Source organism: Verrucosispora sp. WMMD703 (assembly GCF_049178935.1).
In the GTDB taxonomy this organism is placed as follows: Bacteria; Actinomycetota; Actinomycetes; order Mycobacteriales; family Micromonosporaceae; genus Micromonospora; species Micromonospora sediminimaris.
Genome location: NZ_JBMHMM010000004.1, coordinates 5,478,123 through 5,501,549, shown reverse-complemented (window position 1 = coordinate 5,501,549; position 23,427 = coordinate 5,478,123). Strand labels below are relative to the sequence as shown.

20 protein-coding genes and 1 tRNA gene are annotated in these 23,427 nt (G+C 72.4%); 13 read left to right on the top strand and 8 right to left on the bottom strand.

The genetic code is table 11. The features are described from left to right. Window positions 1-131: 131 nt before the first annotated feature. A complete protein-coding gene (locus tag ACN26Z_RS25530) occupies window positions 132-677 on the bottom strand; it encodes a GNAT family N-acetyltransferase (protein WP_421463673.1) in 546 nt (181 codons plus the stop codon). A gap of 265 nt (window positions 678-942) precedes the next feature. Between ACN26Z_RS25530 and ACN26Z_RS25525 the strand changes: the two genes are divergently transcribed. Both ACN26Z_RS25525 and ACN26Z_RS25520 read left to right on the top strand, forming a co-directional pair. After that, window positions 943-2,481: a PQQ-dependent sugar dehydrogenase gene (locus tag ACN26Z_RS25525; RefSeq protein WP_421463671.1), complete on the top strand. Its 1,539-nt coding sequence runs from the start codon at window positions 943-945 to the stop codon at window positions 2,479-2,481. Window positions 2,482-2,641: 160 nt separating this feature from the next. Continuing rightward, window positions 2,642-3,415, top strand: a complete 774-nt coding sequence (locus tag ACN26Z_RS25520; RefSeq protein WP_282237070.1) for an HAD family hydrolase — start codon at window positions 2,642-2,644, stop codon at window positions 3,413-3,415. Between the two features lie 906 nt (window positions 3,416-4,321). Here the strand turns inward: ACN26Z_RS25520 and ACN26Z_RS25515 are convergent. The 4 genes from ACN26Z_RS25515 to ACN26Z_RS25500 all read right to left on the bottom strand — a co-directional run bounded on the left by ACN26Z_RS25515 (window position 4,322) and on the right by ACN26Z_RS25500 (window position 6,285). Beyond that, window positions 4,322-4,394: transfer RNA gene (locus ACN26Z_RS25515), tRNA-Arg, on the bottom strand. A 95-nt stretch (window positions 4,395-4,489) separates the two neighbouring features. Beyond that, window positions 4,490-5,524 carry an alpha/beta hydrolase gene (locus ACN26Z_RS25510; protein ID WP_421463669.1) on the bottom strand — a complete coding sequence of 345 codons (1,035 nt, stop codon included), beginning with the start codon at window positions 5,522-5,524 and terminating at the stop codon, window positions 4,490-4,492. A 78-nt stretch (window positions 5,525-5,602) separates the two neighbouring features. Beyond that, a complete protein-coding gene (locus ACN26Z_RS25505; protein ID WP_139233244.1) occupies window positions 5,603-5,809 on the bottom strand; it encodes a hypothetical protein in 207 nt (68 codons plus the stop codon). 59 nt (window positions 5,810-5,868) lie between these two features. Then, on the bottom strand, window positions 5,869-6,285 hold the full coding sequence (locus ACN26Z_RS25500) for an HPF/RaiA family ribosome-associated protein (protein ID WP_093410456.1): 417 nt from the start codon (window positions 6,283-6,285) through the stop codon (window positions 5,869-5,871). A gap of 348 nt (window positions 6,286-6,633) precedes the next feature. Here ACN26Z_RS25500 and ACN26Z_RS25495 point away from each other — a divergent pair, with 348 nt between their 5' ends. From ACN26Z_RS25495 to ACN26Z_RS25485, 3 genes are all read left to right on the top strand, one after another. Next, window positions 6,634-7,422, top strand: a complete 789-nt coding sequence (locus tag ACN26Z_RS25495; RefSeq protein WP_232511447.1) for a single-stranded DNA-binding protein — start codon at window positions 6,634-6,636, stop codon at window positions 7,420-7,422. 183 nt (window positions 7,423-7,605) lie between these two features. Next, window positions 7,606-8,646, top strand: coding sequence for a cobalamin biosynthesis protein (locus ACN26Z_RS25490; protein WP_282237085.1), 1,041 nt, complete (start codon window positions 7,606-7,608; stop codon window positions 8,644-8,646). After that, on the top strand, window positions 8,643-10,187 hold the full coding sequence (locus ACN26Z_RS25485; protein ID WP_421463666.1) for a cobyric acid synthase: 1,545 nt from the start codon (window positions 8,643-8,645) through the stop codon (window positions 10,185-10,187). The genes ACN26Z_RS25490 and ACN26Z_RS25485 overlap by 4 nt, the downstream gene beginning before the upstream one ends. Before the next feature lie 77 nt (window positions 10,188-10,264). Here the strand turns inward: ACN26Z_RS25485 and ACN26Z_RS25480 are convergent, their stop codons facing one another. Further along, on the bottom strand, window positions 10,265-10,666 hold the full coding sequence (locus tag ACN26Z_RS25480; RefSeq protein WP_093410450.1) for a rhodanese-like domain-containing protein: 402 nt from the start codon (window positions 10,664-10,666) through the stop codon (window positions 10,265-10,267). Between ACN26Z_RS25480 and ACN26Z_RS25475 the strand changes: the two genes are divergently transcribed. From ACN26Z_RS25475 to ACN26Z_RS25460, 4 genes are all read left to right on the top strand, one after another. Beyond that, window positions 10,601-11,383: a uridine kinase family protein gene (locus ACN26Z_RS25475; protein WP_421464724.1), complete on the top strand. Its 783-nt coding sequence runs from the start codon at window positions 10,601-10,603 to the stop codon at window positions 11,381-11,383. The genes ACN26Z_RS25480 and ACN26Z_RS25475 overlap by 66 nt on opposite strands. A gap of 227 nt (window positions 11,384-11,610) precedes the next feature. After that, window positions 11,611-12,957, top strand: coding sequence for a dipeptidase (locus tag ACN26Z_RS25470; RefSeq protein ID WP_421464723.1), 1,347 nt, complete (start codon window positions 11,611-11,613; stop codon window positions 12,955-12,957). Window positions 12,958-13,027: 70 nt separating this feature from the next. Next, window positions 13,028-13,234 carry a hypothetical protein gene (locus ACN26Z_RS25465; RefSeq protein ID WP_093410448.1) on the top strand — a complete coding sequence of 69 codons (207 nt, stop codon included), beginning with the start codon at window positions 13,028-13,030 and terminating at the stop codon, window positions 13,232-13,234. 116 nt (window positions 13,235-13,350) lie between these two features. Continuing rightward, window positions 13,351-14,931, top strand: coding sequence for an ATP-dependent DNA ligase (locus ACN26Z_RS25460; protein ID WP_421463664.1), 1,581 nt, complete (start codon window positions 13,351-13,353; stop codon window positions 14,929-14,931). A gap of 3 nt (window positions 14,932-14,934) precedes the next feature. On the opposite strand, the gene ACN26Z_RS25455 is transcribed toward ACN26Z_RS25460, so the two are convergent. After that, window positions 14,935-15,753 (bottom strand): SURF1 family protein, encoded by an 819-nt coding sequence (locus ACN26Z_RS25455; RefSeq protein ID WP_421463662.1) that lies wholly within the window; start codon window positions 15,751-15,753, stop codon window positions 14,935-14,937. Window positions 15,754-16,035: 282 nt separating this feature from the next. Between ACN26Z_RS25455 and ACN26Z_RS25450 the strand changes: the two genes are divergently transcribed. Beyond that, window positions 16,036-17,517 (top strand): cobyrinate a,c-diamide synthase, encoded by a 1,482-nt coding sequence (locus ACN26Z_RS25450; protein WP_421463660.1) that lies wholly within the window; start codon window positions 16,036-16,038, stop codon window positions 17,515-17,517. Window positions 17,518-17,520: 3 nt separating this feature from the next. Here ACN26Z_RS25450 and ACN26Z_RS25445 read toward each other — a convergent pair whose 3' ends face one another. After that, on the bottom strand, window positions 17,521-19,653 hold the full coding sequence (locus ACN26Z_RS25445) for a transglycosylase domain-containing protein (protein WP_421463658.1): 2,133 nt from the start codon (window positions 19,651-19,653) through the stop codon (window positions 17,521-17,523). A gap of 121 nt (window positions 19,654-19,774) precedes the next feature. On the opposite strand from ACN26Z_RS25445, the gene cobC reads away from it, so the two are divergent. The 3 genes from cobC (at window position 19,775) to cobA (ending at window position 23,326) form a co-directional block, all read left to right on the top strand. Beyond that, a complete protein-coding gene (gene cobC / locus ACN26Z_RS25440) occupies window positions 19,775-20,860 on the top strand; it encodes an Rv2231c family pyridoxal phosphate-dependent protein CobC (protein ID WP_282237091.1) in 1,086 nt (361 codons plus the stop codon). Continuing rightward, entirely contained in the window at window positions 20,860-21,966 is a 1,107-nt protein-coding gene (gene cobT, locus ACN26Z_RS25435; RefSeq protein WP_421464722.1) for a nicotinate-nucleotide--dimethylbenzimidazole phosphoribosyltransferase, read from the top strand. The genes cobC and cobT overlap by 1 nt, the downstream gene beginning before the upstream one ends. A gap of 64 nt (window positions 21,967-22,030) precedes the next feature. Further along, window positions 22,031-23,326: a uroporphyrinogen-III C-methyltransferase gene (gene cobA, locus ACN26Z_RS25430; RefSeq protein WP_421463656.1), complete on the top strand. Its 1,296-nt coding sequence runs from the start codon at window positions 22,031-22,033 to the stop codon at window positions 23,324-23,326. Window positions 23,327-23,427: the final 101 nt, after the last annotated feature.

Sequence of the window (23,427 nt, the reverse complement as noted above, 5' to 3'; positions counted from 1 at the left end):
GCGTCCTTTGCGACAAACGACCCGATCCGGGTCCGCGCTGCGGAGATCGACGCCGGAGAATAACACACGGCAGTGGAGCTGATGACCGTGGGTTACGTCGAGGTCGACCCTTGGTCGCCTGTCCGTCACGCTCAGCCGCTGACCCCCTCGCGTAGCCCGACGCAGTCCTGCTGCCAGAACGTGGCCGAGTAGACGAACGTCCCGATCATCCACGGCTCGTACCCGGAGAGCCTGACCACCTGGAAGGCGGGTGCCGGAATGCGCAGCGACGGCCGACGGAAGCCCAGCTCGCCGGCGGCGGCGAAGCCGAGGCGGGCGTAGTACCCGGGATCGCCCTCCAGGAAGACCGCCGGCACGCCCCGCTCGTCGAGCAGGCGCAGCCCGTGTCTGATCAGAGCGCCACCGATGCCGCGCCGCTGCCGGCCGGGCGTGACCGCGACCGGGCTGAGCACCTGCACCGGTACGAGTCGACGCGGAGCGTCGAGCAGGCTGCGGGTGAACATCACGTGCCCCACGACCTCGTCGTCCTCCTCGGCGACCAGGCTGAGGGCTTCCGGGTCGTCGTTCCGCAGCGCCCGCACCAGCGCCGCCACCACCTCCCCATGGTCACCGAAGGCGCTCCGGTGCAGCTCGTGGACGGCATCGTGATCGGATACCAGTTCGTCGCGTAGGTGCATGGCGGTGACCGTACGGCCGGCGTCGCGGCCCAGGCCAGTGATATCCGGCGGAGGCACTGTCAACGTGGCGGTTCAGCCTGATTCGTGGGGTCGAGTCGGAACGTCGGGTGATTGGCCGGGTCGGGCAGGTCGTCCAGGAGACGTCGGACCTGGCCCTTGCCCATCGGTCCCGGTATGCGGCGTCGGCCGTGGTCGGCGACGCCCTTTTCCGGGCGAGTGCGAAGCGACATGCTAATTTACGGATATCGATACTTTAGGGGGTGGCATGAAGATCCGACTCGCGGTCGGGGCCGTACTCACCGCCGGTCTGGTCGTCGGCAGCGTCGGCCTCGCCGGCCTGGCCGGCGCGGTCCCGAGCGCCGAACGTCCGTCCGGTGCCCGCAACGACGCGCCACCCGCGCTGCTCGCCGTCGGCGACTTCGATTTCTCCCGGCCCGAGACGGTGGCCACCGGTCTCCAGGTGCCGTGGGGGATGGACTTCCTGCCCGACGGCAGCGCCCTGGTCGCCCAGCGACCCACCGGGCAGGTGGTGCGGGTCCGGCCCGGTCAGCCGACGGAACCCGTGGTCACCATCTCCGGTGTGACTCCGGTCAGCGAGGGCGGCCTGCTCGGCCTGGCCGTGTCGCCGACCTACGCTCAGGACGGCTGGATCTACGTCTACTTCACCACCGCGAGCGACAACCGGATAGCCCGGTTCCGGCTCACCGCACCGCAGACCCAGCAGCCGATCCTCACCGGGCTGAACCGCGCGGCCATTCACAACGGGGGTCGGATCGCGTTCGGACCCGACGGGATGCTCTACGTCGGCGTCGGCGACGCCGGACAAACCGCCTCAGCACAGGACCCGCAGAGCCGCAACGGAAAGATCCTGCGCATCCGGCCCGACGGTACCGTCCCGTCGGACAACCCGATCGCCGGATCGCCGGTCTACAGCCTCGGCCACCGTCACGTGCAGGGACTGGCCTGGGATGCCCAGGGCAGGCTGTACGCCACCGAGTTCGGTCAGAACACCTGGGACGAGATCAACCTGATCGTCGCCGGTGGCAACTACGGTTGGCCCACCGTGGAGGGGAGGGCGAACGATCCCCGTTTCCGGGACCCGCTGCTCACCTGGACCCCTGCGGAGGCGTCACCGAGCGGTGCGACCATCGCCGGGAACCGGCTCTTCGTGGCCAGCCTGCGCGGCAACCGCCTGTGGAACGTGCCGCTGAACGGGTCCGGCGGCGTCGGCACCCCCACCGCCGAACTGGCGGGCAGCTACGGGCGGCTGCGCACCGTCGAGTACGGCCCGGACGGGTGGCTCTGGGTAACCACCAGCAACCGGGACGGCCGCGGCACCCCGGCCGCCACCGACGACCGGATCCTCCGCTTCCCGCCCCGCGACGCCACCACACCGCCTCCCACCACACCGCCTCCCACCACGCCGCCTCCCACCACCCCGCCGCCGACCACGCCGCCTCCCACCACCCCGCCGCCGACCGTCGGGCCGGCGGCCTGCACGGTGAGCTGGACGGCCAACCAGTGGAACACCGGCTTCACCGCGGACGTCCGGGTCACCAACCGCGGCGCCGCCCTGACCAGCTGGACCGTGACCTGGTCGTTCAGCGGCAACCAGCAGGTCACCAACGCATGGAACGCGCAGGTCACGCAGTCCGGAAGGAACGTGACCGCGCGCAACGCCGCCTGGAACGGCAGCCTGCCGACCAACGGCACGGTGAGCTTTGGTTTCCAGGCCACCTACACCGGCACCAACGACCGCCCCACCGACTTCCGTCTCAACGGCGCCCCCTGCCAAACCAGCTGACCACGCCATCCGAGGCCGCGCCTGGTGCCAGATCGAGCCAATCTTGGAAAGTTCCCGTTCTCCGGGCGAACGGGAACTTTCCAAGATTGGCAGTGACGCAGGCGGGACGGGTGATCCTCCCTGTCCGGCCGGCACAGTCGAGGTGCGTCAGGATGGGGGGATGCTGCGACCACCTCGCGCGATCCTGTTGGACTTCGGCGGTGTCCTGGCCGACGCTCCACGGCAGCCACCGGCACCACCGGAGCTGGTGCGCCGGCTGTTCGACCTGGTGGGCGGTGCCGTGTCGGCCGAGCAGATCGCCACCGACCTGACCGAGGGCGGCCGGGCCTACGCGCGGTGGCGCGACGAAGTCGGCAACTCCGACGATCCGATCGAGCTCCCGCACGCGCAGGTGTGGGCAGACTTCGTCACCGTTACCTGGCCCGAAGCTGCCCGCACGGCGGTCCAGGAGGCGGCGACCCCACTGGCGTACGCGTGGGCGTGGCGACCGGAGTGGCAGGTCCGTCCCGGCATCCCGGAGGCGCTGCGAGCCGCAGCCGGGGCAGGTCTGCCGATGGCGGTGGTCAGCAACGCGCTCTGTGGGGCGGCGCATCGGGACTTCCTCGCCGCTGCCGGGCTGTCCGACCTGTTCGTGGCCGAGTTCTACAGTGACGAAGCCGGGCTCCGCAAGCCCAACCCCCGCCTGGCCTGGCTGGCAGCGGACGCTGTCGGCGTACCGATCGGCGACTGCTGGTTCGTCGGCGACAGCGTGCACCGCGACGTGGCCTGCGCTCGTCGGGCTGGTGCAGGTGCCGCGATCCTGATGCGCTCACCTCGCACCGACCGCGAGCCGTCCCGCCCCGACCTGCGGCCGGACGCCCACACCGAGGACGGCCACGGCCTACTCGCGCTCCTGAGCCGAGGCGGCTCCTCGCCCGAGGAAGACCTGCCCTAGCGTGCCGGTGGCTCCGCCCGCCGTGGTCATCCTCGGGCCGAGCCACCGGCAGCATCCAGCGTTACGACCGGCATCTCGCTGGAGATCGTCGGTCGTGGTGTATCTGTGCGGTAGTGACTACCAGTTCGGTGGCAGGTAGTTGCTCTTCGTAACCCCGCGGTTCTTGGTGATGCGGTAGTTGGACCCGCAGTTCGCCTTGGAGTACCCCCCGATACCCACACCGTTGCCGTAAGCGTGCTTCTTGTTGCCTGTGCTCACGTGCTTGCACTCGGTCCAGGCACGGTAGAAGCCGGTGCCACCCCGACACATGACCCCGTAGGTGGCGGTCCCGGGGGTGCCGTTGCAGTTCGTCGGCAGCGCCTGCGCTGGTGAGGCGGTGACCGCGACAACACCGAGGGTCGAAGTGAGCGCAAGGGTCAGGGTGACCGCTACCCGTTTGGCGGTACCGACCCTGCTTCCCGTCCCGTTATGGCTTGCTCGCACGTTGTTTCCCCCTTTGCCGGTCGGCCGGTTCCGACTTCGGCCTTCGTCGGTAGCTCTGGCGGTGCAGCATTCGCGCCGGCACGCCCGACTGAATCGAAAACCATCACTTTCGGGCGCGCCGAGATCCGCGGACTCGGCAACGCTCCCTTGTGGACGACTTCGCGGTCCACCGCCAGCGCAACCCTTTCAGCAAGCGGGCTAAAAGATCAAGTGCCGTGGACGTACCGACTTCAACCGAGGGAGTGCCAGGTCGACGTTGATCCTGGTTGTGGAGGCGGGTCACGGGCTGCCCGGGTGAGCCAACCTTCGGCCAGCCCGATGGTGCGGCGGTGGCTACCCCGGTTCGCGGCACCGGTGAAGGCGTAGCCGAACCCGGCGGTGGCAACGAGCCGCTCGACGACTCCGCCACCGCTGTATCGTCTGCGCGCCCGGCAGGATTCGAACCTGCGGCCTTGGGATTAGAAGTCCCCTGCTCTATCCGCTGAGCTACGGGCGCAACGTGGTATCGCGCGAGAAGGGTACCGCCGTCCGCCCTCCGCACGGTGAAACGGGTGGTCAGGCCGGGTCGTAGCGGCCGGGTGTCGGCGAGGCTCAGGCGTCCGCGGGGGAGTGGCTTGCGGGGTGTCCGTCCTCGGCCGAGGGCCGGGGCCGCGGCGGGGTCGGGCGGGTGGCCGTCGGTCCGGCGCAGAGGAAGGCTTCGGCCCACCGACCGACCTCGGCGAAGACCTGCTCGCGTACGGCGGGGCCGGAGAGCGTGAGATCGTGCAGGCCGCCGTCGAAGCGGGACACGGTGACGTGCTGGCCGAGCCGGGGAGCCCAGCGGACCATGTGCTCGACGTCGAGGACGGCGTCGGCCAGGGTCGCCGCATCCTGCCACTTCGTGCCTCGGAACGATCGGGTGGAGCAGGCGAGCAGCACCGGCACGGGGATGTCCAACCCGGCACGCAGTCGCCGCTGACCGGTGCGGATGGCGTCCAGCCAACCGGCCCGCACGGGGAAACCGGCAAGCGGCTTCCAGGCCAGGTCGTACGTCCACTCGCCGCGATGGTCGGCGTGCAGGCTCTCGCCGTACACGGTGCCGATCCCGAACGGGAGGATGCGGTGCGGCGCCCTGCGGCCCAGGCGCGCGACGGCGGCCGCGAGGGGTCGCCGCACGAACCAGGGAGCGTTGAGGTCGAAGAAGGGGCTGTTGAGGAAGATCCCGTCGACCAGTCCGGCGTCGCGGCGGGCGTCGGCCCACAGCGAGATGATCAGGCCGCCGGTGGAGTGACCCATGGCCAGCAGGGTGTCGTGCCCGTCCTCGTCCCGGATGATCCGTGCGGCAGCGTCCAGCTCGGGGAAGTAGTCGCCGAGGTCGCGACAGAAGTTCGGGGTCTGGTGCGGCAGCAGGCTACGACCGTACTTGCGCAGGTCGAGAGCGTAGAAGTCCCAGCCGCGCGCGGCGAAGAAGTCAGCCACGTGGGTCTGGAAGAAATAGTCGACGAAGCCGTGCACGTAGAGCACGGCACGTCCGGTGGGCCGCTCCGCCCGGCGGCGGACCAGCGTCGCCACCACCGGACCCTCGTCATCCCTGCCCAGGTCGATGATCTGCCGCTCGTAGGGCGGCCCAAGCACGTCCGGTTCCACCCACCGACGGTACTGCGGCTGGCTACCGGGCGGTAGCCCCCGCCCGCCCGCACCCGGCGGACAGGGGCTACCTCCTGGTCAATCGCCCACGGCCTCGCGCCCGGACGGCTCGTGCGAGGTCGAGGCCCGGCCACGATCCGGGCCGTACGGCGACACCTGGTCGACCGGCACCGAGCGGTGCTCCCGCCGGGCCGAGGACGAACCGCCCTCGACCGGGCCGTCGCTGTCCTGCACCAGCCGGGTTTCGCCGCTCCGGCGCATCTCGGGTTGCTGCACGTTGGGCATGTCGTTTCACCTCCACGGTGGGCGCGCCGGCCGCTCAGGTCCATCGGCCGGCTACGCGCTCACCTCTCGTCGGTCGTCCCGGCCCCGGCCAACTCGTCGGTCGGCGCGACCGGGCCGGGCGGTTCGTTGACCCGCAGGTGCTTGTTGTTGCGGGGTTCCTGCCGGGTCTTCGCGTCGTTCAGCTGACGACGCAGGTCGTCGCGGACGTCGTTGAGCGCGGCGTGCAGGTCCTCCTCGGTCGAGGTGGCGACCACCCGTTGCCGACCGGCGATCCAGCACTCCAGGGTGACCTTCTGACCCTTGGCCTCCCGATCCTTCACCGACAGCTCCATGTCGGTGGCGTCGGCGTGGAAGCCGGCCAGGCGGGCGTCGAGCGTCGTGAACTGCTCGACGATGCGGTTCCGCTCCCGGTCGGAGAAGCCTGCGCCCAGCCGGAGGCACTTGGCCACGGTGGCGGGGTCCTGCACGGCGCTCATCGCCGCACCTGCCCCGTAAGGCGGGTGGAACGGGTACTGGTCATCATCATGATCGCTGACCTTTCGTTCGACGTCGTGCTCACGGGTGCGCTTGCAGGGATCCGTACCCAGGTCGGCTCCGTCCGGAACGTGACCATTTCCGCTGCCTCTTGATCATCGCCGGGTGGCTGCCGGCGGGCCAGGGACGTTCGGCCTACCACAAGGGGACCTTGATCAGGCGTTTGTCCACAGGTGGTCCGGTCGTCCACAGGTGCCGCCTCCTGGGCTGTCTGCGAAGGGCAGCGGGCGGCAGGCTCAGTGGCGAGTCGACTCGCCGAAGCCACGCCCCGGACCTCTGAAGGAGGGACGATGTTCGATACCTATATGACGATTGTCGGAAATGTGCTCACGGCGCCGGAGTGGCGCCGAACCGCCCAGAGCAACACCCTGGTGGCCAACTTCAAGGTCGCCTCGACCGCCCGACGCCTCGACCGCGACAGCGGGCGCTGGGTCGACGGCAACAGCCTGCGGGTGCGCGTCAACTGCTGGCGCAAGCTCGCCGAGGGAGTTGCCGCCTCGGTGATGGTCGGTGACCCGGTCGTGGTCTGCGGCCGCCTCTACACCCGCGACTGGGTCGACGACGCCGGCAACCACCGCACGCTGTACGAGTTGGAGGCCGTCGCAGTCGGCCACGACCTGTCCCGGGGGCGTGGGCGTTTCCTGCGTAACCGGCCCAGCCTGACCACCAGCGCGGTCTCCGACGCCGACGCGGAGCGGCGGGTGCACGGGGAGCCGACCGAGCCGGTGCCGGACGACGAGGCACCGGCCCGACCCGACGACCGCCCGGTCGACGACGACTTCGAGCTGCCCGACATGTCGGGCTACGCCGCCGGTCTCGACGGCAATCTCGACCCAGGGCGGCTCGGCGGATTCGACCCGGGTTCGGGCGGGTCCGAGTCGTCGGGCGGCGGCCGGCTGCCGGCGGGGGAGTTGGACGATTTCGCCGGCGCTGGCGTCTCCGACGAGCTTGCCCCGGTGCCCGCCGAAGCCACCGAGGTCGAGGTCGAGTTGGCGGTGCGCCCGGAGGAATCGGGGGCGGGCGATGCCGCGACCGGGCGCGGTCGTCGAGGGCGCGGACGGCTGCCACAGCCCGTCTGACCACGCGCGAAAGGCGGCCGGTGTGCGCCTGCCGGTGTGCGCCTCGCCAGTGGTGATCAGGTGACCGGGCCGGCGACGTGCCCGGTCGCCTGCCACCCCAGGACAGCGGTGCTCGGGGTGACTACGGCGGGCGGATCCCGGGTGCTCAACTCGGCTAGGCTGGCCGTCCGGGGGTGACATGCCGTGCGACACGCGGGTGCGGTGGCGAACGCGACTGGCCTTGTCGCGGGCTACGCGCTGGACGCCCTGTTCGGCGACCCTCGTCGTGGTCACCCGGTGGCCGGGTTCGGCCGGGCCGCCGCCGCCCTGGAACGTCGCCTCTACCGCCCTGACCGGCTGGCTGGCGGAGTCTTCGTCGCGCTCTGCGTCGGTGCGCCGGTCGTGATGGGTGTGGCCGCCACCGTCGGCACCCGGCATCGGCCGGTGGCCCGGGCGGTGCTGGTCGCCGCTGGCACCTGGGCGGTGCTGGGCGGGCGTAGCCTGCGCCACGAGGCGAAGGCGATGGGCCGGTCACTGCGCGGTGGTGACCTGCCGGTTGCGCGACAGCGGCTCGGGCATCTCTGCGGGCGGGACCCGACGACGCTCGACGAGCCCGAGCTCGCACGTGCGACGGTGGAATCGGTGGCGGAGAACACCTCCGACGCGGTGGTCGCCCCACTGGTCTGGGGTGCGGTCGCCGGGCTGCCCGGCCTGCTCGGCTACCGCGCGGCGAACACTCTCGACGCGATGGTGGGCCACCGTAACGTGCGCTACGCGCGTTTCGGTACGCCCGCCGCGCGCCTGGACGACCTGCTCAACCTGGTGCCCGCGCGGCTGACCGGGCTGCTGACCGTGGCGCTGGCGCCGGCCGGCAAGGGAGACCGGGAACGAGCCTGGCGGGTATGGCGGCGGGACCGCGACGACCATCCCAGCCCCAACGCCGGGCAGTGCGAGGCGGCGATGGCCGGAGCCCTGGGCGTACGCCTGGGCGGACGCAACATGTACTTCGGCCGTACGGAGGTACGTCCGTTTCTCGGTGACGGTCCCCGTCCCGAGGCTCGGCACCTGACCCGGGCCGCCCGGATCTCCCGGGCGGTCGGCCTGGCGGCGCTCGGTCTCGCAGTGGCGTACCCGTTGACCGCGGGCCGACTGATCGGTGCCGCTTCCCGCCGGACGCTTCGATCCTTCCGGACGGTCCGACCGCTTCGGGCGCCTCGACCCCTGCCGCTGCGGAGCGGTCGGTGACCGGTGGGCTGCTGGTGGCCGGGACGACCTCGGACGCCGGCAAGAGTGTGCTCACCGCCGGCATCTGCCGGTGGCTGCACCGGCGAGGTGTGAAGGTCGCGCCCTTCAAGGCGCAGAACATGTCGAACAACTCCGCCGTCGTGCTCGGGCCGGACGGCCGGGGCGGCGAGATCGGGCGGGCCCAGGCGATGCAGGCGGCGGCCTGCGGGCTCGCGCCGGACCTGCGGTTCAACCCGGTGCTGCTCAAGCCCGGCAGCGACCTGGCCAGTCAGGTGGTGCTGCTCGGTCAGGCCGTCGACACGATCACCGCCGGCACCTTCCGGACCCTGCGTCCCCGGCTCGCCGAGACCGCCTACGCGGCCCTGGCCGAGTTGCGGTCGGAGTACGACGTGGTCATCTGCGAGGGCGCGGGCAGCCCGGCGGAGATCAATCTGCGCGACGGCGACTACGTGAACATGGGGCTGGCGCGGCACGCGCGGCTGCCCACCATCATCATCGGTGACATCGACCGGGGTGGCGTGTTCGCCGCCATGTTCGGCACCCTCGCCCTGCTCGACCCCGCCGACCAGGCCCTGCTCGCCGGCTTCGTGGTCAACAAGTTCCGGGGTGACCTCGGCCTGCTCGCTCCCGGGTTGGAGATGCTGCGCCAGCTCACCGGTCGCCCGACGTACGGGGTGCTGCCCTGGGCACTGGACCTGTGGCTCGACGCGGAGGACTCGCTCGCCTACGGCCGGGTCCTGGGTCGCCCGCCCGCCCCGCGCGGCACCGAGTGGCTCGACGTGGCCGTGCTGCGGCTACCCCGGATCAGCAACGCCACTGACGTCGAGGCGCTGGCGACCGAGCCGGGAGTGCGGGTGCGGCTGACCGTCGAGCCGGCCGAACTGGCCGCCGCCGACCTGGTGGTGCTACCCGGCTCGAAGTCGACCGTGGCCGACCTGGCCTGGCTGCGCGAGACGGGTCTTGCCGACGCCGTCACCGCGCACGTGGCGGCGGGCCGTCCGGTGCTCGGCATCTGCGGTGGCTACCAGATGCTGGCCCGCGCCATCCACGACCCGGTGGAGAGCCGGCAGGGCACCGTGCCCGGCCTCGGCCTGCTGCCCATCGAGATCACTTTCGACCACACGAAGATCGTCCGGCCGGCGCGGGGCAGCGCCGCAGCCGACCTTCCGGTCCACGGCTACGAGATCCACCACGGGTACGTCTCGACCGCCGACCCGCAGCTGACCCCGCTGCTGCGGGACACCGGTGGTGCCGGCGAGGGCGCCATGCACGGCGTCGTGCACGGCACCCACTGGCACGGCGCGTTCGAGTCTGACGAGTTCCGTCGCTGGTTCCTCACCCGGGCGGCCCGGCTGGCCGGGCGTACCGGCTTCCGGATCGCGCCGGACACCTCCTTCGCCGCCGCCCGGGAACGCAGTCTCGACCTGCTCGGTGACCTGGTCGAGGAGCACCTGGACACGGACGCCCTGTGGCGACTCATCGAAGACGGCCCCCCGACCGACCTACCGTTCGTCCCACCCGGGGCGCCACCTGGCAGTTAGGGTGCTCAGCCGGCGGACATCGGACCTGTGGTCCACTGTGGCGCGACCGCAGACGCTGGACCCGACGGCCCACCGAGTCAGTTGCGGACGTCGGCGGGCTGGTCGGAGAAGGGCAGGCCGGCCGACGTCCACGCCTCCACCCCGCCGATCATGTCGGTCGCCCGGTGCAGGCCCAGCGCGCGCAGGCTCGCGGCGGCGAGGCTGGAGCTGTACCCCTGCCGGCACATCACGACGATCTCCAGGTCGTACCCGGTGGCTTCGGGTATCCGCCAGTCACTGGCCGGGTCGAGTCGCCACTCCAACACCGTCCGGTCGATCACGATGACGCCGGGTAGGTCGCCCTGTTCCCGACGCTGCGCGTCAGTGCGCGTGTCGATCAGGAGCGCACCCCGGCTCGCGGCCTGCACCGTCTCCTGCGGGGTCAACCGGGTCATGCCCGCGCGGGCCTGTTCCAGCAACGCCTCGACACCGGGACTCATCACGGAATGGGACACGCCACGAGCATGCCGTCCGGTGCGCGGCTGCGCGATCCGAAGTGGCCCGGGACAACCCGATCGGTAACGTCGGTGTCCGTGGTGGTGGTCTTCGAGGCGTACGCCGGACTGGCTCGACGGGTGCTGGCGGGGCCGGCCCGGTTGGGGCGTACCCGGCTAGTGGCCATCGACGGGCCCAGCGGCGCCGGCAAGACCGTCTTCGCCGCGCGCCTCGCCGACGCCCTCGCCGGTGTGACGCCCGATGCGGCCCGGCCGCCGGTGGTGCACACCGACGACCTGCTCGACGGGTGGGATGACCAGCTGACCTTCTGGGAGCGGTTGGAGGAGCAGGTGCTCGCGCCGGTCCGGGTCGGACAGGCCGGCGCCTACCGGCGGTACAGCTGGGTGCGGCGGCGTTTCCTGCCCGCGCCGGTGCCGGTCCCGGTGACGCCGGTGCTGATCGTGGAGGGGGTCAGCGCGGCCCGGTCGTCCGCCGTGGCGGACCTGACCTTGGCGGTCTTCGTCACCGCCCCGCAACCACTGCGGCTGAACCGGGCGGTGGCCCGCGACGGCCCGACGATCCTGCCGGAGCTGCGACGCTGGCACGTCACCGAAAGCGCTCACTTCGCCGCCGACGGCACCGAGGCCCGCGCCGACCTGATCGTCGACGGCGCACCCACCCTGCCGCACGACCCGACGCGCTACTACTGCCGATGCGGCTGAGCACGCCGACCACACCCCGCGTGCTGGGCGGCAGGCCGCGCCGCCGGTGCGTCGTCCCGCGCCGCCGTGCCGTGTCGCCGTGTTGCGCCGCCCTGTCGCCGTGCCAGCCGTGCTGCGCCGTCCCGTTGCGGCCTGTCGTCCGGGCTGCGGTGATGGTCCGCAATCCCCCCGCGGGCCGCGCCGTGCGGTAAGGCCGGCATACGATGCCGGTCATGACCACACCGATCATGACCGAGTCCGACCTGCGGGAGGCCGTCGCGCGGGAGTTGCCTGGCGTACGCGCCGACCTGGAGCGTCTCGTCCGCATTCCCGGCATCGCCTTCGAAGGCTTCGATCACGCGCACGTGGAGCGGTCCGCCGAGGCGGTGGCCGAGTTGCTGCGCGGCTGCGGCCTTGACGTGGAGGTGGTGCGGGCCGGTGGTCAGCCCGCGGTGATCGGCCGGAAGGCGGCACCACCCGGTGCGCCAACGGTGATGCTCTACGCCCACCACGACGTCCAGCCGGTCGGCGACGCGAGTCTGTGGGAGTCCGACCCGTTCGAGCCGGTGGAGCGGGACGGCCGGTTGTACGGCCGGGGGGCCGCCGACGACAAGGCCGGCATCATGGCGCACGTCGCGGCGCTGCGCGCGTACGGTGACCGGCTGCCGGTCGGCGTGGTCGTGTTCGTCGAGGGGGAGGAGGAGTATGGCTCCGACTCCCTGGAGCGCCTGCTCGCCGAGCACCGGGACAAGCTTGCCGCCGACGTCATCGTGATCGCCGACTCGGCCAACTGGGATGTCGGCGTGCCGGCGCTGACCACGTCGTTGCGCGGCATCGTCAACTGCTTCGTCGAGGTGCGCACGCTGGACCACGCCGTGCACAGCGGCATGTTCGGCGGCGCCGTCCCGGACGCGCTCACCACCCTGGTCCGGCTGCTCGCCACGCTGCACGACGACGCCGGGAACGTGGCGGTACCCGGCCTGGTCGGCCGGGAGGCGGCCCGCGTCGACTACCCGGAGGACCGATTCCGGGCCGAGGCCGGGCTGGTTGAGGGAGTGCGGTTGTTCGGCACCGGCCGGATCACCGACCGGCTGTGGACCAAGCCGGCGCTCGCCGTGCTCGGCATCGACGCCCCGGCCACCGGCGAGGCGCCGAACGCGTTGGTTCCGGCGGCCAAGGCCAAGATCAGCGTACGGCTGGCGCCGGGCGACGAACCGAAGCGGGCGTACGCGGCGCTGCGCGCCCACCTGGAGCAGTGTGCACCGTGGGGCGCACAGGTCGAGGTGAGTTTCGAGCACGACGGCGCCCCCTGCGTCATCGACGCCACCGGCCCGATGTTCGACGCGGCTCGATCGGCCTTCCGTACCGCCTGGGACGGTACCGACGCGGTGGAGATCGGGGTCGGCGGCTCCATTCCGTTCATCGCCACCTTCCAGGAGATGTTCCCGCACGCGGCGATCCTGGTGACCGGGGTGGAGGACCCGCACGCCCGGGCCCATGGGCCCAACGAGAGCCTGCACCTGGGCGAGTTCGCCAAGGTCTGCCTCGCCGAGGCGTTGTTGCTGGCCAGAGTGGCTGAGGCGGGTCGCGCGTGAACCCGTAACTTCCTGTCGACAATGGCCGTTTCCGGTGTGTCGGGCGCGGGGCTGTTGTAGCCTCTCGAACATGCGTACGAATGAGGTTCTGGCCCGCCTGGAGGCCGCCGTCATCGCTCTGGGGGACGTCGACGTCTCCGCGTGGCCCGAGGACACGCTCAAGGAACAGCTCGGCGAGCTGTCCGCCGCCCTGGTCGCCCTGGATGCGTCGCTGTCGCGCATCGCCGACGGTGTCCGTGCCCGCGGACTGCGCATCGAGGAGCCGGTCCCGGCTTGACGCCGCGCCGACGTCGGTGGGCGCGGTGACGTCGGCGGCCGTCGTCCTGGTGGCATTGCTGGCGGGTCCGTACGCGGGTCGCGTCGGTTGTCGGTGGTGGCTGGCAGGATGAGGTCGTGCGGTTCCTCGACCTGGCTGCCACCTCGGCGGCCGTCGGCGCCACCAGCGGTCGTCGGGCCAAGGTGGAGCTGCTCGCCGATGCCCTGCGGCGGCTCGACCCGCCCGAGGTGGCGGCGGGCTCCGGCTGGCTCGCCGGTGAGCTGCGCCAGCGGCAGACCGGCGTCGGCTGGGCCAGCCTGCGTGACCTGCCTCCGCCAGCGGCCCAGCCGACGCTGACGGTGTCGGCGGTCGACGCGGCGATCGACGAGATCGCGGCCGTGCACGGCACCGGCTCGCAGGCCCGCCGTCGGGCCCTGGTGCAGGCGCTCTACGCGGCCGCCACCGCCGACGAGCAGCGCCTGCTGACCGGCCTGTTCCTCGGCGAGCTGCGGCACGGCGCGCAGGCCGGGCTGCTCGCCGACGCGATCGCCCGAGCCGCCGGGGTTCCCGTCGCCGTCGTACGCCGGGCGCTGCTGCTCGCCGGTGACCTGCGGGCGGTGGCGGTGGCCGCCCTCGGCGGCGGAGCTGCGGCGTTGGCCGAGTTCGGTCTGCGGGTCGGCCGACCCCTGGCGCCGATGCTGGCGCAGAGTGCGTCCACCGTCGACGAGGCGCTCGCCGCCACCGGGGTCCCCGCGGTGGTCGACGTGAAGCTCGACGGCATCCGCATCCAGGTGCACCGCAGTGGTTCCGACATCGCCGTGTTCTCCCGCAGCCTCGACGAGATCACCGCCCGGGTGCCCGAGGTGGTGGCCGCCGTGCGAGCCCTGCCCGCGCGGGAGGTCGTCCTCGACGGGGAGGCCATCGGGCTGGACGCCACCGGTCGGCCCCTGCCGTTCCAGCAGACGTCCAGCGCCGCCGCCCGCCGGGCCGGGGCCGCGGGTCCCGGGGCGCCGGTCGCACCGGCGGTACGCGCCGCCGCCGAGCGCACCGGCGAGACCGTGCTCACGCCGTACTTCTTCGACCTGCTGCACCTCGACGGGGTGGATCTGATCGACCTGCCGGGCCGGGAGCGGTGGGCGGCGTTGCGCGGCACGGCCGACGCGTCGCTGCTGGTCGGGCGGATGGAGGTGGACGACCCGGAGCGGGCCGGCGCGGCCTTCGCCGCCGCGCTCGACGCCGGCCAGGAAGGCGTGGTGGTGAAGGCGCCCGACGCGCCCTACGACGCTGGGCGGCGCGGCGCCGCCTGGGTCAAGGTGAAGCCCCGGCACACCCTCGACCTGGTCGTGCTCGCCGTGGAGTGGGGCAGCGGCCGACGCACCGGGTGGTTGTCGAACCTGCACCTGGGCGCTCGCGACCCGGGCAGCGGCGGGTTCGTGATGCTCGGCAAGACCTTCAAGGGGCTCACCGACGAGCTGCTGCGCTGGCAGACCGAGCGCTTCCTCGGCCTGGCCGTGGATCGCGGTGACTGGGTCGTCCGGGTCCGGCCCGAGCAGGTCGTGGAGATCGCCTTCGACGGCGTGCAGAGCAGTTCCCGCTATCCCGGTGGGGTCGCCCTGCGATTCGCCCGGGTGGTCCGCTACCGGGACGACAAGACGGCAGCCGAGGCCGACACCATCGACGCCGTCCGGGCGATCCACGCGGGCCGCCCGGCCGGCTGAGCGTCAGGTGGTGGCCGGCGTGTCGGCGTCGGCGGCCCGGTCGCGGGGGCGCTCGTCGAACACCCCGGCGATCCGGCGGGCCTCACGGCGGGCGATCCAGCCGTAGCCGACCACTGTCATCGCCGCGAAGATCCACCATTGGACGACGTAGCCGAGGTTCTGCCAGTTGTTGGCGTGGCCCACCGGCACCGCCCGGAACACCGGGTCGGCGGCCGGCGTCTGCTCGTCGAGGAGCAGGTACGCGCCGTGCACCGGGTACGGCAGCTCACCGGCGAGTTGGGGCACGGAGACCCGGCGGCTCTCCAACCGGCCCTCGCGGCGGGACACCTTCGCGTCGCCGCTCTCGCTGGCGTGCACCCGCCCCTCGACGGTCACCTCGCCGGTCGGCGCGGGTGGCACGTCGGGCTGCGCCACCGCCCCACCCGGGGCGGGTGGGATCCAACCCCGGTCCACCAGGACGGCGGTGCCGTCGGCCAGCACCAGCGGGGTGACCACCTCGAAGCCGACCCGACTGTCGACCGTGCGGCCCCGCACCAGGACGATGTTGTCGGTGTCGTACCGGCCGGTCACGGTGACCCGGGTGAAGGTCCGCTCCGTGGCCGGTGGCGCACCGACCGTGCCGGGGCCGCCGGTCGGCGCGGGCAGCGCCTCGCGCAGCGGCACCGGGTCCATTCGAAGGCCGGCGTCGATGCGCTCGTTGATCGCGGTCCGGCCGTGGTAGCGGTCCAACTGCCAGTTGCCGAGCAGCACCATCACCGTGGCGGCGGTCAGGGCCAGCACGAGGAGGCCCAGCCAGCGCGGCGTCAGCAGGAACCGGTACACGCCACGAGATTACCCGTGTGACCGCAGCCACTGCGCCGAGCCGTCCCGGCGCGAGCGTGCGGTCGTCGCCCTGCGCTGCCGCAGGCAGTGGCGCCGGCCGGAGACGGCGCAGGCAACCTCGTCGTGGCGGAGCGTACCGGCGTCGGGGCGGTCCGCCACCGACTGCCTGACCTGCCGGGGACAGGGCGGCGGAGGGTGCGTGTACGGCGTCCGCTTCAGCTATCGTCACGCGGGCGGAGCGCGCCGACGGTCGGCACGCCGACCGCTCGCGAGGAGTCGATGATGACCGTCGTGCCGCGTCTGGTGCTCAGTGCCCCTTCCTCCGGACACGGCAAGAACGCGCTGGCGATCGGCCTGCTCGCCGCGTTCGCCGATCGGGGCCTCGACGTGGCCGGCTTCAAGATCGGGCCGGACCAGGTCGACGCGGCGTACCTCGGGCTGGCCAGCGGCCGGCCGGGGCGCACCCTGGATCCGCGGCTGGTGGGCGCCGAACGCATCGCCCCGCTGCTGCTGCACGGCGCGGCCGGCACGGACCTCGCCGTGGTGCAGGGCAGCATGGGCCTGTACGACAGCCTGACCGGCCGGAGCGAGACCGAGTCGACCGCCGCCGTCGCCACCGTGCTGCGCAGCCCGGTGGTGCTGGTGGTCGACGTCGCCGCGATGGGTCAGTCGGTGGCCGCCCTGGTGCACGGCTTCCGGGCGTACGACGAACAGTTGTGGATCGGTGGGGTGATCCTCAACCGGGTGGCCTCCGCCCGACACGAGGCGCTGCTGCGGGAGGCGCTCGACGACATCGGCATCCCGGTCTACGGCGCGCTGCGCCGCCAGGACCTGCCCTCGGTGCTGCCGCCCCGTCGGCACGGCGTGGTGCCGGTCCTTGAGGGCGCCGGCGAGGCTGCCCGGGCGGTCCGGCGGCTGGGTGAGGCGGTGACCGCCACCGTCGATCTGGAGCGGCTGCTCGGGCTGGCCCGCTCGGCACCGGCGTTGGGTGCGCAGCCATGGTCACCGCAGAGCACCGACGAGGCGGCCCCGGCCCTGCCCGGCGGTGCCGCGCCTCCGGTGGTGGCGCTGCTCGGTGGACCGGGTGGCAGCTTCAGCCACGCCGAGACGGCCGAATTGCTGCGGGCCGCCGGGGCGGAGGTGATGATGCTCGACCCGTTCGCCGACGAGGTGCTGCCGGCCGGCACCCGGGCACTTGTGGTCGGCGGGGCGCTGCCCGAGTCGTACGCGGAGCAGCTTTCCGCGAACCGGCGGCTCTGCATCGCAGTCGCCGAGATGGCTCGCACCGGGCGTCCGGTGGTCGCCGAGGGGGCCGGCCTGCTCTGGCTGGCCCGGGAACTCGACGGGCTGCCGATGTGCGGGGTGCTCGACGCGATCGGCAGTCTGCGGGACGGGCTGGTGGTCGGCTACCGGGAGGCGACCGCCCAGGGCGACAGTGTGGTCGCCGGCCGGGGCGAGGTGGTGACCGGGCACAAGGAACACCGGGCCGTGCTCAATCCCCGGGGTGGGCAGCGTCCGGCGTGGAGCTGGCCGGGTGGCGCGCCGGAGGGGTTCATCTGGCGGGGCGTACACGCCTCCCAGCTCGTTCCGCACTGGGCCGCGTACCCGAGGATCGCGACCCGGCTGGTGGCCGCCGCTGCGGCCGAGCCGGCCACGGTCCCGGTCGGGGTCGGCGGCGGTGCCCCGGCCGGGCCGGCGGGTGTCGTGCCGGGCGACCCGGCCGGTGCGGTGGCGTCCGGGCCGGCCGCGGGCCCGCCAGCCTGATCGTCAACCGACGATCCGGTCCGACGGTGGGACGAAGTCCCGAACGGGTTTGCCCTTCAGTGCGTCGCGGAGGGTGTTCGACACCGCGACGATCGGGATCTGCGACTGCCCGTCGCCCACCGCGTTGAAGGGATTGTCGGGGTCGGAGATGAAGCTGGCCGCCGCCAGTTCCGGCGTGTAGCCGACGAACCAGGCGGATCGGGTGCTGTCCGTGGTGCCGGTCTTGCCGGCCACCGGGCGGCCCACCGTTCCGCGCACGCTGTCCGCCGTGGACCAGCCGCCGCAACTGCCCTTGGCCGGGGTGTCGCCGGTGGGACAGCGGGCGGCGTCGGTGGCGGCGCGCGCCGCGTCGGCGCTGACCACCTGGCGGCAGCGCGGCTTGGCGACCTCACGTTCGATGCCACCCGGTGTGGTGTAGGTGGTCGGGGTGCCGTCCCGGTTGTAGATGGCATTTACCGGCAGCGCCTCGCAGTAGCGCCCGTCGGCGGCGACCGCGGCGTAGGCGTTGGCCATCTCCAGGGGAGTGGCGTCGGAGACGCCCAGGGTGAAGGCACCCCACTTGTTGGCCTTCGCCGGGGAGGCGTGCTCCCGGTCCACGTCGGTACGCCAGCGCAGTCCCAGCTGCTCGGCGAGCCGGACGGCCCGTTCCGCCCCGACCTGCTCCTCCAGCCAGACGAAGTAGGTGTTCACCGACTTGCCGAAACCGGACCACATGGTCTGCATGCCGCTCATCGCGCCACTGGCGTTGGAGGGTTGCCAACCGTCGTAGACCTCCGAGCGGTAGCTGTGTGGCGCGTTGAAGGTGGTGTTGAGCGGCATCCCGGCGTCGAGGGCGGCCAGCATGGGGAACATCTTGAACGTCGACCCCGCCTGATAGCCGGGCAGGCCACCGCCGCCCATCAGGGGTGCCACCGTGTTCGGGTAGTTGGCTCGCACCTCTGGGCCCGCCTCCGGGTTGGAGCTGAGCGGATTCTCGTCGACCTCAAGCGAGTACCTGCGGTTCACCGCCATCGCCTTGACCCGTCCGGTGCCCGGCTCGGAGACCACGATGCCGTTTGCGAACGGGCTGCCGGTGTTCGACTCGGTGCCGACGTTCTTCTCCGCCGCCGCCTGGATCTTCGGGTCCATGCTGAGCACGATCCGGTACCCGCCCCGGCGTAGCTTGTCCAACCGCTGGAGTCGGTTCTCACCGAACGCCGGCTGGGCGCTCCACCAGTTCTTCAGGTAGTCGCAGAGGAAGCCCCAGCTGTTCCACTTGTCGGGAACGGCGGCGCAGTCGTTTGGCGGGTAGGTCAGCCGGAGTCGGATCGGCTCGCCCTTCGCCGCCTGGGCCGAGTCCGGCGAGAGGTAACCGAGTCGGGCCATGTTGTCGAGAACGTAGTTGCGCCGGGCGGTGGCCTCCTTCTGGTCGGAACTGGCCGGGTCGTACTGGGATGGCGACTTGACCAGCCCGGCGAGGGTGGCCGCCTCGACCGCAGTCAGCTCCTTGGGGGTCTTCGAGAAGAAGATCTCGCTGGCGGCGTAGATGCCGTACGCGCGGTGCCCGAAGTATGCCGAGTTGAGGTACCGCTCCAGGATCTCCTCCTTGCTCAGCTCCTTCTCCAGGTCGACCGCCATGCGCATCTCCTTGATCTTGCGTGTCGGGGTCTGCGCCGTGGCTTCCTGCACCTCCCTCGGGTTGGTGGCGCTGTCGCGCAGCGCCATCCGGACGTACTGCATGGTGAGGGTGGAAGCTCCCTGGGAGACCCCGCTGGATCGGGCGTTGGCCACGAAGGCGCGGGCGACCCCCTTCGGGTCGACGCCGTGGTGCTGGTAGAAGCGGTTGTCCTCGGCGGCCACGATGGCCTGCTGCATGTTGGGCGAGATGTCGGACAGCTTGGTGTACTGCCGGTACTCCTCGAAGAACATGGTCAGCACGGTCTTGCCGTCGGGCGCGTACAGGTAGGAGGTCTCGGCGGGCAGGGCCGTGGTCAGCAGCCGGGTCTTGCTCTCCACGGCGTGCGCGGTGGCCTTGGCGCCGATGCCGGTCACCGCGACGACCGGGTACGCGGCAGCGGCGACGACGACGCCGGCGATCAGCCCGGCACGGAGTAGCGGAACGAGACGACCAGCGGCAGCGAGGGGTCGGTAGCTCACACCGCCAAGTTATGACATTTCCGATTCGTCCATGAGAAATACTCATGAAGTGATCGGTGGTGATGTGGCCCACCCGCCGGGTCGCTGTCCCCCGCGGCGCCTTCCCGGCAGGATCGCGGTCATGCATGGGCAGCTGACCACGAGATCCAGAGCCTCAGTGACCGAGCCGGATCTCGCCCACCACGGTGACGTCGAGGTCGCCGCGGGCCTGGTCGACCTCGCCGTCAACGTGCGACGAGCCCCGCTGCCGCCCTGGCTGGCCGAGCCGATCACCGCGTCGATGGCCCACCTCGCCGCGTACCCGGACCCCCGTCCGGCCCGCGCCGCCGTCGCCGCCCGGCACCGCCGGCCACCGGAGGAGGTGCTGCTCACCGCCGGTGCCGCCGAGGGCTTCGTGCTGCTCGCTCAGGCACTGCGCGGAATCCGTCGGCCGGTGGTGGTGCACCCGCAGTTCACCGAGCCGGAGGCCGCGCTTCGGGCCGCCGGGCACACCGTGCGGCGGGTGCTGCTCGACCCGGAGGACGGTTTCCGGCTCCACCCGGAGCGGATACCCACCGACGCCGACCTGGTCGTCGTCGGCAACCCGACGAATCCCACCTCCGTGTTGCACCCCGCCGCCGACCTCGCCGCACTGGCCCGCCCCGGTCGCGTACTCGTGGTCGACGAGGCGTTCGCGGACACCGCCGCCACGCCGGGGGTACCCGGTGAACCCGAATCGCTGGCTGCCCGCCGGGACCTGCCGGGCCTGCTGGTCGTACGCAGCCTCACCAAGACGTGGGGGCTGGCCGGGCTGCGGATCGGCTACCTGCTCGGCGAGGCCGCGCTGCTGCGCCGGCTGGCCGCCGTACAGCCGCTCTGGGCGGTCTCCACCCCTGCGCTGGCCGCCGCCGAAGCCTGCGCGAGCCCTGCGGCGGCCCACGCCGAACGGGTCATCGCCGCACAGCTCGCGACCGACCGCGAACACCTGGTCGCGCGGCTTGCGGCGCTGCCCGGCGTACGCGTGGCCGGCCGCCCGGCCAGCGCCTTCGTGCTGGTGCGGATCTCCGGGGCCGACCGGATCCGGGACCGGCTGCGGGCGCGGGGCTGGGCGGTACGCCGGGGCGACACGTTTCCGGGCCTCGGCTCCGACTGGCTACGGATCGCAGTGCGGGATCGGGTGACCACCGACGCGTTCATCGACGTGCTGGCCGACATCATGGAGGCATGATGCTGGAGAACACCATCGCGGCCATCGGCCCGCTCGACAAGTCGGCGATGACCGCGGCGAGGCAGTTGCAGGCGCGCCTGACCAAGCCCGCCGGCTCGCTCGGCGCTCTGGAGGAGCTGTCCGTACGCCTCGCCGGCCTGGCGGGCAGCTGCCCGCCGCCGGTGCCCGACCGGGCGGCGGTGGCGATCTTCGCCGGTGATCACGGCGTACACGCCCAACGGGTCAGCCCCTGGCCGCAGGAGGTCACCGGGCAGATGGTCGCGAACTTCCTGGCCGGTGGGGCGGTGGTGAACGCCTTCGCCCGGCAGGCTGGTGCCTCGGTGACCGTGATCGACGTCGGGGTGGCGGCCCCGCTGCCGGTGGCCGACGTCGCTGGCCCGGACGGTGCCGGCGCCCTGCACGGCGCACCGGAACCGGCGGTGCCCCGACTGGTCAGCACACCGATCCGGGCCGGTACCCGGGACATGACCGTTACCGCCGCGATGACCCGGCAGGAGGCACGGACGGCGGTCGAGGTCGGTATCGCCAACGCCGGGAAACTGGTCGACGCCGGCGCCGGGATTCTGCTCACCGGTGACATGGGGATCGCCAACACCACCCCGGCCGCTGCCCTGATCGCCGCCTTCACCGGAGTCGACGCCGCCGAAGCGACCGGCCGGGGCACCGGCGTCGACGACCCGACCTACCAGCACAAGATCGAGGTGGTACGCGCCGCGCTGCGCCGCCACACCCCCGACCCGGCGGATCCGCTCGGTGTGCTGGCCGCCGTCGGTGGGCTGGAACACGCCGCGCTGGCCGGCTTCGTGCTCGGTGCGGCGGCGCGTCGCGTACCGGTGCTGCTGGACGGGGTGATCGCGGTCTCCGCCGCGCTCGCCGCGGCGGCCTTCGCCCCGGACTCCGTGGCGGCCATGGTCGCCGGTCACCGCTCCGCCGAGCCCGGCGCGACTGTCGCGCTGCGCCGACTGGGCCTCACCCCCCTGATCGACCTCGGCCTGCGGCTCGGTGAGGGCACTGGCGCGCTGCTGGCCCTGCCGGTGGTCACCGGCGCGGTCCGGGTGCTGCACGAGGTGGCCACCTTCGACTCCGCCGGGGTGGCCGAGAAGTGAGCCAGCGCACCCTTCGGATTCGCCGTCAGGTGCCGGGCGTCGCCGGTGCGCGGAGCGAGGCGGTATGAGCGAGTTTGCGAGTGAACCATCAGGCGCAGCAGCCGGCGGCTCGGGCGGCCCGAGCGCCAACGCGTACCCCCTCGGGCTGCGGCTGGCCGGGCTCCGCGTGGTAGTCGTCGGTGGGGGAGCGGTCGCGACGCGGCGGGTCCCGGCGCTGCTCGACGCGGGTGCGGACGTACTGCTTGTGGCACCGGACCTCACCCCGGCGCTGCGCGCACACGTCGACGCCGGGCGGCTGCACTGGGTGTCGCGCCGGTTCGCTGCCGACGATCTCGATGGTGCCTGGCTGGTGCAGGTCGCCATCGACGACCCGACCGCCGCAGCGACGGTCAGCGCCGCCGCCGCGGAACGTCGGATCTTCTGCGTACGCGCCGACGACCGGAACGCGGCGACGGCCTGGACGCCAGCGGTGACCCGGTACGGTCCGGTCACCGTGGCGGTGCTCGGCGGTGGCGACCCACGCCGCGCGATGAGCGTCCGCGACGCCATCCGTGCCCTGCTGGTGTCGGACTCCGCCGGTCCCGGGGAACCGCTCAACGCCCCTGCCGGCGGGGGTGACCGTCGCGGCCGAGTCGCCCTGGTGGGTGCCGGACCCGGTGACCCGGAACTGATCACCCTCCGGGGCTGGCGGCTGCTCAGCGAGGCCGACGTGGTGGTCGCCGACCGGCTCGTCCCCGGACTGCTCCTGGACGAGTTGCGCACCGGCGTGGAACTGGTGGACGCCTCCAAGATCCCCTACGGTCCGTCCCGGACGCAGGAAGAGATCAACCGGATCCTGGTGGATCGGGCGTTGGCGGGAGCCTTCGTGGTCCGGCTCAAGGGTGGCGACCCGTACGTCTTCGGGCGGGGCGGAGAGGAACTGCTCGCCTGCGCGGCGGCGGGAGTGCCGGTCACGGTGGTGCCGGGGGTGACAAGCTCGATCGCCGCGCCGGCCGCGGCGGGCATCCCGGTCACCCACCGATCGGTGGCGCACGAGTTCACCGTAGTCTCCGGGCACGTCGCTCCCGAATCGCCGGACTCACTTGTCCGCTGGGAGGCGCTGGCCGGTCTGCGCGGCACCCTGGTGATCCTGATGGGCCTGAAGAACCTCCCCTCGATCGCCAGCACGCTGCTGGCCCACGGGCGGGCACCGGGGACGCCGGCTGCGGTCATCCAGGAGGCCACCACCGGTGGTCAGCGGATAGTCCGCTCGACGCTCGGCGAGGTGACTGACGCGGTGACCGCCGCCGGGCTGCGTCCACCGGCTGTGGTCGTGGTCGGTGACGTGGTCGAGGCACTCGGGGTGGCTGGGCTGACCTGAGCGTTTCGGATGGTTGCGGTTGTTGGCAGGGGCCTCCGTGCCTGGCTTCGTGGGTGGTTGCTGTTTGAGAGCTGGGGGCGACCGTGCCCGGCTTCGGGCGG

Excerpts from the sequence above, each read along its gene's own strand:
- ACN26Z_RS25470 (WP_421464723.1), top strand. The coding sequence starts at position 11,611 with ATGACCGAGTCCGACCTGCGGGAGGCCGTCGCGCGGGAGTTGCCTGGC.
- cobT (WP_421464722.1), top strand. The coding sequence starts at position 20,860 with ATGCTGGAGAACACCATCGCGGCCATCGGCCCGCTCGACAAGTCGGCG.
- ACN26Z_RS25505 (WP_139233244.1), bottom strand. The coding sequence starts at position 5,809 with ATGCCCAACGTGCAGCAACCCGAGATGCGCCGGAGCGGCGAAACCCGG.
- ACN26Z_RS25520 (WP_282237070.1), top strand. The coding sequence starts at position 2,642 with ATGCTGCGACCACCTCGCGCGATCCTGTTGGACTTCGGCGGTGTCCTG.
- cobA (WP_421463656.1), top strand. The coding sequence starts at position 22,031 with ATGAGCGAGTTTGCGAGTGAACCATCAGGCGCAGCAGCCGGCGGCTCG.
- ACN26Z_RS25500 (WP_093410456.1), bottom strand. The coding sequence starts at position 6,285 with ATGAGCGCCGTGCAGGACCCCGCCACCGTGGCCAAGTGCCTCCGGCTG.
- ACN26Z_RS25495 (WP_232511447.1), top strand. The coding sequence starts at position 6,634 with ATGTTCGATACCTATATGACGATTGTCGGAAATGTGCTCACGGCGCCG.
- ACN26Z_RS25525 (WP_421463671.1), top strand. The coding sequence starts at position 943 with ATGAAGATCCGACTCGCGGTCGGGGCCGTACTCACCGCCGGTCTGGTC.
- ACN26Z_RS25530 (WP_421463673.1), bottom strand. The coding sequence starts at position 677 with ATGCACCTACGCGACGAACTGGTATCCGATCACGATGCCGTCCACGAG.
- cobC (WP_282237091.1), top strand. The coding sequence starts at position 19,775 with ATGCATGGGCAGCTGACCACGAGATCCAGAGCCTCAGTGACCGAGCCG.
- ACN26Z_RS25465 (WP_093410448.1), top strand. The coding sequence starts at position 13,028 with ATGCGTACGAATGAGGTTCTGGCCCGCCTGGAGGCCGCCGTCATCGCT.
- ACN26Z_RS25450 (WP_421463660.1), top strand. The coding sequence starts at position 16,036 with ATGACCGTCGTGCCGCGTCTGGTGCTCAGTGCCCCTTCCTCCGGACAC.
- ACN26Z_RS25480 (WP_093410450.1), bottom strand. The coding sequence starts at position 10,666 with ATGAGTCCCGGTGTCGAGGCGTTGCTGGAACAGGCCCGCGCGGGCATG.